The sequence below is a fragment of the Chryseobacterium sp. KBW03 genome (genome assembly GCF_003852415.1).
In the GTDB taxonomy this organism is placed as follows: Bacteria; Bacteroidota; Bacteroidia; order Flavobacteriales; family Weeksellaceae; genus Chryseobacterium; species Chryseobacterium viscerum.
In genome coordinates this window covers 349006-361258 of the sequence record NZ_QAJO01000003.1, presented here as the reverse complement: position 1 = coordinate 361258, position 12253 = coordinate 349006, and the positions used below count along the sequence as shown (strand labels likewise).

Here is a 12253-nt window from a genome sequence, read left to right as displayed (position 1 = left end):
TTAATATCCAGGATTTTGTTTAATAGCAGGATCTGTATTGATCTGTCCCTGCGGAACTGGCATCAGAAGATGATATGGTTTGATCTGTGCAGTACTGTACCCTGCATTATTATTAAAATGAGCCGTCATCACCGAAATAGCCTTTCCGGTCCTCAGGAGATCAAACCAACGATGTCCCTCTCCTACAAACTCAAGCCTTCTTTCGCGGTCAATTTCATTAAGCAACGCCTCTTTTGTTGAGAGGTTGACAGCAGCAATTCCTGCTCTGGTTTTAATTTTATTTACATATAGATTCGCATTGGCAAAATCATTTTGTTCAGCAAAGCACTCTGCCATCATCAGAAAAACATCGGCTAATCTCAGGACCACAAAATTGCTTCCTCCATCGGCAATAGTATTCGAGGTTTTTACTAATTTTTTACTGAAAGGAATTCCGTTTGAAGTCAGTCCGATATATGCAGCACGTCTCGTATCTCCAGCCGAATAAAAATTATAAACTTCTTTGGTCGGAAGGTTATGACCTTTCGCCCCTGAAACCGATCCGGACGGGCTGAACATCTGAAATGCAGTGCTTCCTTCCGAATTTCCGTTCAATCCTGAAGCAAACTGTACATCAAAAATAATTTCAGCATTATTTTTATTGGTGACATCAAAAATTTTATTGACATCGGTCAAAAGCTGATATCCTAGAGATTCAACCTGATTTAAATACGTCAACGATTCAGCAAATTTCTTTTGTGTTAAAAGTACTTTACCCAAAATTCCCAAAGCAGCTCCTTTTGTCACTCTCCCCTTTTGTGTTGTGGTGGTTGGCAAAAGATCGATGGCTTCTTTCAAATCCTTTTCTACAGCAGAATATACCTCTGCAACAGGAGTTCTTGGCTGCCCGAAATAATCATTCACATTCGTAGTTTCTTTTAAAACCAACGGAACATCCCCAAAAATTCTCACCAGGTTAAAATACATCAATGCTCTCAGAAATTTCATTTCGCCGATTCTTGTATTCTTCAGTGCATCAGTCATATCAGGAATTTTCCCTATTCTCGTCAAAATAATATTGGCCTGTTGAATACCAACATAATTATCCTTCCAAGCACTTGCAATAAGACTATTATTAGGCTGTATCGTGAAAAAATCCAGCTCACCATACGTAAAAGCATCGTTGGCAGGAACCTCATCATAGGTATTATCTGAAGGCAATTCTCCCAAAGCCGGCATTGCCAGCTGATACTGTCCAGTGTACTGAAGCGCTCCATAGACCGAAATGATTCCCTGCTCAATTTCTGAAGAATTAGTATAGAATTGGGATGATACTTTCTGTGCTTCAGGATTTACATTCAAAAGATCAGACGAACAAGAGCACATCACCGAAAGGCTGAATATTGTAATGAATATTTTTTTCATGATTTTAAAATTTAAGATTAAAGCCTACAGAATAAATTTTAGCTACCGGATAATAAGCCTGGTCGAACCCCTGCGTAAGAACATTGTCTGAAGTAGCATCGATATTCATTCCTTTGTATTTTGACAGGGTGAAAAGATTGTTTCCTACCAAATAGATCTGGGCGTTTTCCAAACCGATATTTTCAAGCATAGATTTTGGGAAATTAAAAGCCAGGCGAAGTGATCTCAATCTCACATAATCTGCATTTTTAAAGTACAAATTAGAGGTTCTGGCTTCTTTTCTGTTGTTGGAGAAATTCATATTCGGCATTCCAAAAAAACCATCTGGATTGGTTACTGCATTATAGCGGTTGTCAAAGTAATACTGTGAAGCCATTCCGAAACCTTCTCCTGATTCTAAAGTGGTTACCGCATCCGCATTGTAGATTTTTTTACCAATTTCGCTGTACAATGAGAAACTCAGTTCAAAAAGTCCATATCTGAAATTATTATTAAAACCTAGAATATACTTTGGAACACCGCTTCCGAAGCTTCTTTTATCATTGACATCTATTTTTCCGTCCCCATTCAGATCTTCCATGATATAATCTCCTACCATCGTTCCGGTAATGTGGGGTGAATTGTTGATTTCCTCCTGAGTTTTATAGATTCCCAGGATATTGTAGCCATACATTTCACCAATCGAACCTCCCACTTTTGTGACAGAGAAGTTATTTTCTCCTGTGATAATCTGGTTCTGCCCGTTTGCCAGAGCCAAAACTTCATTTTTGTTGGTTGAAAAATTAAAACTTCCTGAATAGGTAAAGTCTGAAGCGATATTGAATGTCTTTGAAGCAATCTGTAATTCGAAACCGGAGTTTTTGATCTTCCCAATATTTTGAAGGGATGTACTGAAACCGGACTGCTGTGGAACGGGAACATCCAATAACAAACCGTCCCTGTTCAGGATATAATAATCTGCAGAAATGTTCAGTATATTTTTAAACAAAGAAAAATCGATCCCGAAATTGTTTGATCTGGACTTTTCCCAGGAAATATTAGGGTTAGGAGCCGTTGCCGTTGTGTAACCTGGTATTAAAGATCCTCCAAAGTTATAATTATCAGGATTCATCAGTGAAAGAGCTCCAAAGTTAGGAATCTGATTATTCCCGTTGCTTCCAAGACTATATCTGAATTTCAAATCGGTCACGATATTATTTTCAGGAAAGAAATTTTCATTACTGATGGTCCAGCCTGCTGAAAATGCATAAAAATCGCCCCATTTGGAATTTTTCCCGAAACGTGAAGAACCATCTCTACGATAAGAGGCCATCAGATTATACTTATTATCGAAGGTGTAATTAACCCTGGTAAAATAAGACATCAACCGCCATTTGTATTGAGTTAATGTATTTTTAAATGAGGTTCCGCCTGCAATATTCCGGATGCTGTTATCAGGAAATGCAGTGGCTTCAGTTAAAAGCTGGGTATTATCTTCCTGCTGAAAAGACTGTCCCAAAATGGCATCCACTCTGTGAGAACCCCACTTTTTATCAAATGAAAGCAGGTTTTCAATTAAATAATTCTTGCGGATATATTCAGTTCTGTTGGCAAACGTAACATCCGGAGCTGCTGCTCTGTAAGCTCCTACTGTAGAAGGATCGAAGAAATTATATTCGTAATTGGTGTAATCTCCGCCTATAGACAATCGGTATTTCAGACCTTTCAACACCTCAAGCTCAGTAAAAATATTTCCGAATGTTTTAAATAAAGTATATTTCCTGTTTGTCATTTCCTGAACGGCAACAGGATTTTCTACCAAGGCTCCATCAGTAGCTGTATTTCCTAAGATCTGCTGGGAAATGCCAAGACTTCCGTCATCATTGTAGGGCTTAAAGAATGGATACATTGCCGTAGCCATCTGCAGAGGATTATAGCTTCTTGAATTTTCTGCAGCATTGATGGTTCCCGTTGCATAAGACGGCGTCATTGTTACTCCTACTTTCCATTTATCTGTAAGCTCTGTAGAAAGATTAATACTGGTGGAAAATTTCTCATAATCTGTCCCGATCACCAATCCTTTTTGCTTAAAATAGCTCATTGTAAAAGCATACTTACTTTTATCGCTTCCTCCGGTAATATTCAGTGAAGTCTGGCTGATGGGCGCAGGTTTCATCACGGTATTCAGCCAATCGGTATCTGTGAGTCCCGGTTGTTTTGCTAGATAAGGAGCCAAATAATCAGGAATCAATTCTCTTAAAGAAGCTCCCTTGCTTATTCTTGTCGCATTATTATCGGAAACGCTTCTGTTGCTGCCTTTAGAAAGGTAATTATTATCTCTGGCTTCTTTCAGAAAAGTGGCCATATCATAAGCGTTGACCAATTTCACATTATCGCTTCTCATCTGCATTCCGTAATAGGAATCGAAAGAAACGGCCATTCTCCCTTTCTTTCCCTGTTTAGTTTCAATGATAATTACTCCATTGGCTCCTCTGGAACCATAAATTGCGGCAGAAGCGGCATCTTTTAAGATATCAATTTTGGCAATAGAATTAGGATCAATCGCATTCAGATTGGAACCTTCGGTTAAAGGAAGTCCGTCTACAACGATCAAAGGATTAGACCCTGCGGTTAAAGTTCCTATCCCTCTTACTCTTATCGAGGGCGAACTTCCCGGACTTGCATTCGCCTGAGTGATCTGAACTCCGGTTGCCTTTCCTGCGATAATGTCTCCAAAGTTGCTGGAAGCCACTCCTTTCATCTGCTTCTCATCAATAGAAGAAATAGAACCCGAATTGTTTTTCTTACTCTGCTTTCCATAACCGACCAAAACAACCTCATCAATGTTTTTTTCTCTGGATTTTGCAGTGTCTTTAATTGGATTCAAATACTCTCCAGACTGCTGAGCGTTGGTTCTCTGAATTTTTGCAATCGCTCTCGCATTGAGACGAACCGTCACTGTTTTTTGATCTACATTAAAATCCAGGCCGACATTCTTCTTCAGATAATCTAAAGATGCTGACAGCGATTGATAGTTAACCTGAGATTCATCTACCTGGATATCTTTCAGGTCTGAAACCGAATAAAAGAATTTTACGTCATGCTCTTTTGAAAGTTTTTCAAAAATTTTAATTAAAGGCGTTTTCCGTTGATTGACGGACTGTTGAAAACATTTGTTAGCCTCTGCGAAGGAAAAGTGTGGCGCACACAAAAGACCCAACAACATCATGCTAATTGTTGTTTTTTTCATAGCTTTGCTGAAATTAGTTGTTATTTGACTGATTTATATTCAATGCATCGGTAACCCCAATTACTGGTGCATTATTTTTCTAAAATGATATGATTTTCTGATTCTTTTCTTGTTTTCAGATTAAAAGGAAACCCTATTGTTTTAATCACTTTACCCAAATCCCCTGTAATGTCTCCATCTATAATATTCTCTTTATAATGCTGAGGATAGGTTATAGAAATATTGTAGGTCTTCTCCAATTGGGAAATCGCCTGCCCGAATTTCATTTCATTAAAATCAAATGTTCTTACAACATCCTGATCATAGAAATGTTTTTCAGTTCCGTCTTTATCAGCAAGCCAGGTTTCTTTGGGTAAAAGGAATGTAGTATGCCCTTTATAATCTATTTTCACTTTTCCTTCTTTAAGATAGACTTTTTTATCTTCGGATCTCTGATCGAGCAAAAATTTGGTTCCTAAGACTTTTACTTTAAATCCATTGGCATCAATAATAAACGGCAGCGCTTTATTTTTAGCAACACTGAAAAATGCTTTTCCTTTAAAAGAAACATTTCTGGTTTTCTTTCCGAAATTTTCAGTCAGTTTCAGTTCGCTTTCCGGTTCCAATGTAATAATACTTCCGTCGGAGAGTGTAAATTCTTTTTGAATCTTTTCTGTTCTGAAAACCATTTGCTGATGGCCTGAAGAGTTCATTTCATTTCCAGTAAAAAACAAGGTCATCATGGTAAATAAAGGCAAAAGAACGGCAGCAGCCCATAAAATTCGTTTTGTACTATTTCTGGATTTTATTTTACTTTCAAGCCCGTTCCAGATTCGCTGATCTGCCGAATCCTTCATTTTCCGATTTTCGTCTTTGACCAATTTCCACTGATTTTTGAAATCCATACGCTCCTATTTGATCTTTAATAGAGAATACGCAGGAAGTGTACAATCGTCAACCTAAGTTTTTTGATTTAATGATTTGTTCATATTGGTTGATGTTGTGTTAAAGTAAAGAGATGACTTGTTTAGATTTATTTTGTTTATGGAAAATATGTATATTTAAATTTTAACAGTAATTTAATTACAAATTTGAATTATGGGTAAATATGATGCTTATTTAGTTTGCAAAAATGGACATGGAGTTAATGATTCATATTATCGAAGTCCAGAGTTTAATGAAAAATTCTGTACTATATGTGGTGAATTAACTTTTAAAAGTTGTCCGAATTGCAATCAAGACATTCAGGGTGATTATCATACTGCTGGGGTTATTGATCTTACAAGTATATCCACTCCTGTTCCTGATATTTGTAAATATTGTGGAAAAGATTTCCCATGGAGATCAAAAACAAAGACAATTTCAACAAATATTATAAAATCAGATAAAGATGATATTATTTTATTGGAAACAATTTTTGATAAATTCCATTTAGTAGCTAAGCAAATGCGCCAAAGATATGATGATCGTCCAACTTTAGATATAAAAGATGAATATGATGCTCAAGATTTACTACACTCCCTTCTACGTATCTATTATGAAGATATTCGAACTGAAGAATGGAACCCTAGTTATGCAGGAAGTTCTACTCGTTCAGATTTTTTATTAAAAGATCAACAAATCGTCATTGAAATAAAAAAAACAAGAAATACTCTAAAAGCTAAACAATTGGGAGAACAATTAATAATTGATATTGCAAAATATAAAACTCATCCAAACTGCAAATTATTGTATTGTTTTGTATATGATCCCGAAGGTTATATTTCGAATCCTCGAGGAATGGAAAATGACTTGAATAGCAGCTCAAGCGAAATGAAAGTAAAAGTAAAAATTGTTCCAAAAGGTCATTAATAATTGCTCTATAACTTTTCAAATATTCGGGGAGGGGATTGATGAGTTTATTTATGTAAGAAGAAGAATTAAAACCAAAGATTCAAATTCGCCCTCAGAAACTTCAACACCTTATTGACATGTTTTTCAACGGCGGTTTTGGAAATATCATTTTCCTGAGCGATCGTAAAAAGGCTGAGGTTCTGGATTTTATTTTTGATGAAAAAATCACGGCTTCTTTCAGGAACCTGTTCTAAAAGACTTTCTATCTTTTTTAGCTGATCTTCCTGCTGGGTTTGTTTTTCGATTTCTGAGGTTTCTTCATCCTGGCTTTCCGGGGAGTTTTCAAAAGGAACGAAGATCATTTTTCTTTTGCGGTAGAAATTGGAGATTTCCTGTTTGGCAGATTTAAAGATGAGTGCTTCAATTTCTGAAGGTGAATGGGTTTTGGATAGATATTTCCAGACATGCATAAAAATATCCTGAACAATTTCTTCAATATCCTCTTCTTCTGAAAGGTATTTCGCCACAAAAAAATACACCCTGTGCTTATAACCGGAATATATTTCTTTAAAATGATCCATCTTTTAAAACGTCTTTGAACTCAAAACAATGATGCAAAAGTATCCAAAAGCTATGTCAATCATATTAACGTTATATTAAGTTTAAATTCCTGACCATATTGAGCTGAAAGCAGTTTACATTGTAATCATTACTAAAGATTTATCTCAAAAGGATACATTTAAATCATCGATTGAAGGTCTGAAATTGGAATGCATCGCCGCCGTAAAATAATCACAGAACACCTGATACACTGCAGAATCTGTAGCTGTTGCCCGGATTCCCAGCTGTGTGTATATCTTAAGTATCTGATGGGATAATTGCTGAACCAGCTCTACCCCATAGCTATGAATTTCGTTTTGTTGATCTGCCGGAATTGCCTTGTTATCATTGAGCGCAGTTTCAACATTTCTGGAAATACTTAATACTTTTTCCAAATGCTTTTCAATGGACTCTGCAAAACTTTTGAAATTGATCTGAGGACGAATAGTTTCTGCTTCTTCAATAAAATGAGAAGCGATCCCCAGATAATTGACCAAAAGTGTCAAATCAGCAAAAACCCGAAACGGAATGCTGTCCAGAATATCATTCGTGAAAAAAGTATCATAAACAAAACTGTAGTCCTCGCTTACCAGAACATTTTTAATCGTAAAAGAATAGGTCCCGCTGGCTTTCATTCCCATAGATTTCCAATTGGGGATGATTACAGCGTGTTGTTTCGGAACGATGAACGAGCGAATAATCTCGTTACCGTCATCATCCGTTATTGGTTTTCCATTTTCTGTAATGCTGGCATTGAGTGTAAAATGGGTCAGATGAGGTGCGCCTGTTGCAAAATTCCATAATCCATTAATAAGGTACGTGTTATCACTTTGTTTTTCTGCAGTTCCGCCTACCATTCCGCTTCCCCCAAAACATGTTTTAGAATGAGTAAACAGTAATTGAGCCACTTCAGGGTTGATATTTCTGGAAAAATAATTGGCCCCGGCACAAAGTGTCAGCATCCAGCCAAAGCTTCCATCGGTTTTAGCCCAGTCAAATAATGCTTTCAGTCCTTCTTCAAAACGATACCCTAAGCCTCCATATTTTTTGGGCACCCAGATCTTAAGCCATCCTTCTTCGTGAATATGCTGTATCACCTTGTCAGAAATTCTAGAGGCGCCATGAAGTTCCTTTCTGATGTCTTTAGTACTGAGCATGAGCTTTAGATTTAATAATTTTCTGCCATTCCAGATATCCGGAAATGGCTACTAAAAACAAAAATGATGTCAAAACAGCGTAGAGATATAATTCTTTATGAATCATTAAGGGGATGGAAATAATATTACTAACGTTCAGTATCACCCAGTTTTCAATTTTTCGTCTTGCCATCAGCCACATTCCTGCCCATGCGAAAGCACTTACCAAAGAATCCCAAATGGGAACATCTGAGTCAGTGAAATGGGTGAGAAAGAACCAGAATAAGCTAAAGGTTCCCAGGACAATTCCTCCGGTAATCCATTTTTCAACAGTTGACGTAAAAGAGATTTCCATTTCAGATTTTTGCTTCCCGAATTTCCAATACAGCCATCCATAGATGCTCATGACCAAATAATAAAGGTTTAATGTAAATTCAGCATACAGTTTTGATGTAAGCATCACATACAAAGTAAGCAGAATACCGGCAATTCCGAAAAGATAGTTGTTGACATTGTTTTTACGAGCCAGTAAGACCTGAATTACTGAAAATAAGACTCCGAACCCTTCCGGTAAGGTAATTTGTTTTAAAATGTCCTGCATCATATTAATCTTTAGAAATCAAATGATGAGATGATAAATAAGCAATCCCTACGCTGGTATTATCCAGATCAGGTGTGGAAGTACATTCCTGGGTATCATCTCAGCCACTGTTATCTGCGGCACCCCATTGTTGGGGCAAAGGTGCAGCTTTTTTCCGGAAAAAGAAAACAACACGGGAAAATAATAATCTCAATTGATTATCAATAATTTTTATATTTGTCAAGCAATACATTATAGAAACTGTACCCCATGAACTTCTTCAAAAAGATTTTTTCAAAAAATAAAAATACAGCCAATCAGCCGTCTGAAAATCCCAGAATCGATGGAATATATACAGATGAATATTTTAACAACAGATATACTGAAGATCAGATTTTATCAGATGATTTTCTGGTTGACGGCTCTTTCAGAATGTTAAATAGTTTTTTCATCGATAATAAAATAATACCGGCTATAGAAAATCCTATCTACCATCCCTGCAATATAGATAAAGCCGTTACTGAAGAACCTGGGTTTTATGAGTACTGTAAATCATTTGATCAGGATGATAAGCAGATTGGGCTTATGTTAACAGTAGCATTTTCATACTATATGGTCCATGAATTAGGATTTAAATTGTACAGGGACAAAACCCCGGAATATCCTTTAAGATTCATGACTCTGAAGTATAACAATAATGGGGGTGTTATTTCTTTATATCCATTCGAATATTCATTGAAGGTTTTAAATGGAGAAGCATCATTCAATGATCTTTTGGAAAAAATTAAAAAGAATCTGGAAAATATTCCCACTGCAGACGACTTTATCACTCATTTTAAAAATAATCTATCTCAAGAATAAATGTTTTTATTTTACACGGTATAAAATTTGTATTTTAAAGTGTAATGACAACGTTATGGATGAAACTAAAACTACAATATTAAATCCAATAACAGATAAATATCTGATTGATGAGTATTTCAATTTAACCGTAAGGCAAGAATTAAATATTGATATTGATCTTAGTTTTGAGTATATGATTGCGCAAAACATCATTTCAAAAAAAACAATTCTGGTCAAAACATTCTCAGATTTTACAATGGGAAACCCGGAACTTTATAATTTATTACACTCTTTGATTTATAAAGTGAATACCTATTCTTTAACAAAATCCCAGATCGTCAGCGCATTGGAAATTCTCAGGAAAAATCAATAAGATCATTCTATTTTACATAAAAAAATCTCTCAAAATTTTGAGAGATTTTCATTTTCCAGTCATCGGCTAAAGACCAAAATATCTGGTATTTATGCCTGTTCTTTTATATGTTTTGCTACCTTTTCCTCAAGATCATCAAGATTAAAAGGTTTTGATACATAATCATCTGCCTGAGCTTCTGCTGCCAAAGCAACAATATCATTATTTGCGGTAACATAAATCACCGGAATATGCTTAAATTCTTCAGTGCTTTTGAGAAGTTTTGTCGCTTCCACTCCTCCGATTCTTGGAATCCAGTTATCCATAAGAATAACATCAGGCTTATATTCTGCTACTCTCTCAAGAATATCATGTGATGTTTCTGAGATTTTGACCTCATAGCCATTTTCTTCAAATATGATGGTAATCACTTCTAAAATAGCCGTATCATCATCAAAAATTAAAATTTTCTTTTTACTCATATTATTTAGATTATTCTATTCAGAAATATTACAATTGATTGATGTAATCTGCTAAACTATCAGGTCTGATAATTAAATCATAATCAATCTTTTCTATAGCATGTCTGGGCATATATTCCACCTCTGCCGTTTCAGGATCCTGAATCCAGACCTGCCCTTTGTTTTTTTTAATATAGCTCAGTCCTTCCACTCCATCCGCATTGGCTCCTGATAAAAGTATCCCGATCATATTTTCTTCATAAATTTCAGCTGCTGACCTGAAGGTAACATCTATTGAAGGACGGGAATAGTTCATCTTTTCTGAGCTGTCCAATGACATATTTTTCTTATCTTCAAACAACAAATGATAATCCGCAGGAACAATATATAGGGCACGGTCACGGATTTCGGTTTTATCTTCAACTTCTATAACGGATATCTTCGTAAACTGCTGCAACAGGGTTCGTAAAACATCTCCTGATTGAGCTTTACGGTGAACTACAAGAACAATAGGGATATTCACAGCATCATCAAGTTTTTTAACCATCTCAATAATAACCTGTAAACTTCCTGCTGATCCTCCGATGACAATCAATTCTATGTTCGTTTGTAATTTCATGGCTGTTGTTATAAATGGTGATCAAGTTTTTTCCATATTTTCTGGTCTTCGACCTGATGATAATTTTTATCAATAGTAGAAAACCTAAGTGTTTCTTTGGCCCCAAGAGCGAGAAAACCCAGATTCTCGAGACTGTTGTCAAAAAGACGGAATACTCTTTCCTGCAGTTCTCTTTCAAAATAGATAAGGACATTTCTGCATATGATCAGCTGAAAACTGTTAAAAGAGCTGTCTGACACCAAATTGTGGGTAGATAAAATCAGTTTTTCCTGTAAGCTTTTATCAAATCTTACACTATCATAGTTCGCAGTATAGTAGTCAGAAAAATCTTTAACCCCACCTGAAAGCATATAATTTTCGGAATACAGTTTCATCTGCTGCAAAGGGAAAACACCGGTTCTTGCAGTTTCCAGAACAGAAGGATTCAGATCAGTACCATAAATCAGGCATTTATGATAAAGACCGGCTTCTTTCAACAGAATCGCTATAGAATAAGCTTCTTCTCCTGTTGAGCAGCCCGCAATCCATATTCTGATCAAAGGATAGGTGCCCAACTGTGGTAATATCTTTTCCCGCAACGTTTTAAAAAAAGAAGGATCTCTGAACATTTCTGTAACGTTTACAGTCACTTCTTCCACAAAGCGTTTCAAATATTCGCGATCATTCATGATGGTATATCTAAGCTCTGCAAAGCTGGTAAACCTGTCCAACAGGCATATCCTGTTTACCCTTCTTTTAAACGAAGCCTTGCTATAGCCAGAAAAGTCGTAGCCATACGTCTCATAGACATCATTGATCAGATATTCTACTTCCTGATCTTTTATGATACTTGGTTCCAGCATCTATAAAAGTTTTTCTATTGCTGTTATTAAAAGATCTACATCAATAGGCTTTGAGACATAGTCATCAGCTCCTACCTCTATACATTTCTGACGGTCTTCAGGCATCGCCTGTGCAGTAACCGCAATGACAGGAATATCCTTGATCTCTGGGGTACGTCTTATCATTCTGACCGCTTCATATCCATCTATTCCCGGCATCATCATGTCCATAAGAACAGCAGAAAACTTTTGGTCTGACATCAGAATATCAAAAGCTTCCTGAGCCATTGTACTGGTCTCAACGGCATATCCACGGGCCTTGAGAGTGAGTTTCAATGCAAATATATTACGTGGATCATCATCCACAATTAAAATTTTCTTATTCATCAGAATTTT

The 12253-nt window shown here is 36.3% G+C and carries 13 protein-coding genes and 1 riboswitch; of the genes, 3 read left to right on the top strand and 10 right to left on the bottom strand.

All coding sequences use genetic code 11. The features are described from left to right. The 3 genes from DBR39_RS05495 to DBR39_RS05485 form a co-directional block, all read right to left on the bottom strand. Entirely contained in the window at positions 1-1404 is a 1404-nt protein-coding gene (locus tag DBR39_RS05495; protein WP_124531201.1) for a RagB/SusD family nutrient uptake outer membrane protein, read from the bottom strand. Between the two features lie 4 nt (positions 1405-1408). Continuing rightward, positions 1409-4633: a SusC/RagA family TonB-linked outer membrane protein gene (locus DBR39_RS05490; protein WP_124531199.1), complete on the bottom strand. Its 3225-nt coding sequence runs from the start codon at positions 4631-4633 to the stop codon at positions 1409-1411. Positions 4634-4704: 71 nt separating this feature from the next. Continuing rightward, on the bottom strand, positions 4705-5517 hold the full coding sequence (locus DBR39_RS05485) for a FecR family protein (RefSeq protein ID WP_124531197.1): 813 nt from the start codon (positions 5515-5517) through the stop codon (positions 4705-4707). Between the two features lie 193 nt (positions 5518-5710). Between DBR39_RS05485 and DBR39_RS05480 the strand changes: the two genes are divergently transcribed. Beyond that, positions 5711-6463, top strand: coding sequence for a DUF2321 domain-containing protein (locus tag DBR39_RS05480; RefSeq protein WP_124531196.1), 753 nt, complete (start codon positions 5711-5713; stop codon positions 6461-6463). Between the two features lie 68 nt (positions 6464-6531). On the opposite strand, the gene DBR39_RS05475 is transcribed toward DBR39_RS05480, so the two are convergent. From DBR39_RS05475 to pnuC, 3 genes are all read right to left on the bottom strand, one after another. Further along, entirely contained in the window at positions 6532-7026 is a 495-nt protein-coding gene (locus DBR39_RS05475; RefSeq protein WP_124531195.1) for an RNA polymerase sigma factor, read from the bottom strand. A 144-nt stretch (positions 7027-7170) separates the two neighbouring features. Next, positions 7171-8202, bottom strand: coding sequence for a hypothetical protein (locus DBR39_RS05470; RefSeq protein ID WP_124531194.1), 1032 nt, complete (start codon positions 8200-8202; stop codon positions 7171-7173). Beyond that, on the bottom strand, positions 8189-8785 hold the full coding sequence (gene pnuC, locus DBR39_RS05465; protein ID WP_124531193.1) for a nicotinamide riboside transporter PnuC: 597 nt from the start codon (positions 8783-8785) through the stop codon (positions 8189-8191). The genes DBR39_RS05470 and pnuC overlap by 14 nt, the downstream gene beginning before the upstream one ends. Positions 8786-8810: 25 nt before the next feature. Further along, positions 8811-8919, bottom strand: a riboswitch (TPP riboswitch). Positions 8920-9031: 112 nt separating this feature from the next. On the opposite strand from pnuC, the gene DBR39_RS05460 reads away from it, so the two are divergent. Together DBR39_RS05460 and DBR39_RS05455 are read left to right on the top strand one after the other, a co-directional pair. Further along, the gene (locus tag DBR39_RS05460; RefSeq protein ID WP_124531192.1) at positions 9032-9622 is read left to right on the top strand and encodes a hypothetical protein; all 591 of its coding nucleotides are present in this window, start codon (positions 9032-9034) and stop codon (positions 9620-9622) included. Between the two features lie 55 nt (positions 9623-9677). Further along, positions 9678-9977, top strand: coding sequence for a hypothetical protein (locus tag DBR39_RS05455; protein ID WP_124531191.1), 300 nt, complete (start codon positions 9678-9680; stop codon positions 9975-9977). A gap of 89 nt (positions 9978-10066) precedes the next feature. Here DBR39_RS05455 and DBR39_RS05450 read toward each other — a convergent pair whose 3' ends face one another. Genes DBR39_RS05450 through DBR39_RS05435 form a run of 4 tightly spaced genes read right to left on the bottom strand, consistent with a single transcriptional unit; the run spans position 10067 to position 12244 of the window. Next, positions 10067-10438, bottom strand: coding sequence for a response regulator (locus DBR39_RS05450; RefSeq protein ID WP_124531190.1), 372 nt, complete (start codon positions 10436-10438; stop codon positions 10067-10069). Between the two features lie 28 nt (positions 10439-10466). Further along, entirely contained in the window at positions 10467-11036 is a 570-nt protein-coding gene (locus DBR39_RS05445) for a chemotaxis protein CheB (protein ID WP_124531189.1), read from the bottom strand. Positions 11037-11044: 8 nt separating this feature from the next. Next, complete coding sequence (locus DBR39_RS05440; protein ID WP_124531188.1) at positions 11045-11878, bottom strand: CheR family methyltransferase; 834 nt, start codon at positions 11876-11878, stop codon at positions 11045-11047. Further along, entirely contained in the window at positions 11879-12244 is a 366-nt protein-coding gene (locus tag DBR39_RS05435) for a response regulator (protein WP_185147138.1), read from the bottom strand. It lies immediately after the preceding gene. Positions 12245-12253: the final 9 nt, after the last annotated feature.

Bases quoted from the DNA above. Each gene is read 5' to 3' on its own strand.
- DBR39_RS05480 (WP_124531196.1), top strand. From the start codon at position 5,711: ATGGGTAAATATGATGCTTATTTAGTTTGCAAAAATGGACATGGAGTT.
- DBR39_RS05450 (WP_124531190.1), bottom strand. From the start codon at position 10,438: ATGAGTAAAAAGAAAATTTTAATTTTTGATGATGATACGGCTATTTTA.
- pnuC (WP_124531193.1), bottom strand. From the start codon at position 8,785: ATGATGCAGGACATTTTAAAACAAATTACCTTACCGGAAGGGTTCGGA.
- DBR39_RS05460 (WP_124531192.1), top strand. From the start codon at position 9,032: ATGAACTTCTTCAAAAAGATTTTTTCAAAAAATAAAAATACAGCCAAT.
- DBR39_RS05485 (WP_124531197.1), bottom strand. From the start codon at position 5,517: ATGGATTTCAAAAATCAGTGGAAATTGGTCAAAGACGAAAATCGGAAA.
- DBR39_RS05490 (WP_124531199.1), bottom strand. From the start codon at position 4,633: ATGAAAAAAACAACAATTAGCATGATGTTGTTGGGTCTTTTGTGTGCG.
- DBR39_RS05475 (WP_124531195.1), bottom strand. From the start codon at position 7,026: ATGGATCATTTTAAAGAAATATATTCCGGTTATAAGCACAGGGTGTAT.
- DBR39_RS05435 (WP_185147138.1), bottom strand. From the start codon at position 12,244: ATGAATAAGAAAATTTTAATTGTGGATGATGATCCACGTAATATATTT.
- DBR39_RS05445 (WP_124531189.1), bottom strand. From the start codon at position 11,036: ATGAAATTACAAACGAACATAGAATTGATTGTCATCGGAGGATCAGCA.
- DBR39_RS05495 (WP_124531201.1), bottom strand. From the start codon at position 1,404: ATGAAAAAAATATTCATTACAATATTCAGCCTTTCGGTGATGTGCTCT.
- DBR39_RS05470 (WP_124531194.1), bottom strand. From the start codon at position 8,202: ATGCTCAGTACTAAAGACATCAGAAAGGAACTTCATGGCGCCTCTAGA.
- DBR39_RS05455 (WP_124531191.1), top strand. From the start codon at position 9,678: ATGGATGAAACTAAAACTACAATATTAAATCCAATAACAGATAAATAT.
- DBR39_RS05440 (WP_124531188.1), bottom strand. From the start codon at position 11,878: ATGCTGGAACCAAGTATCATAAAAGATCAGGAAGTAGAATATCTGATC.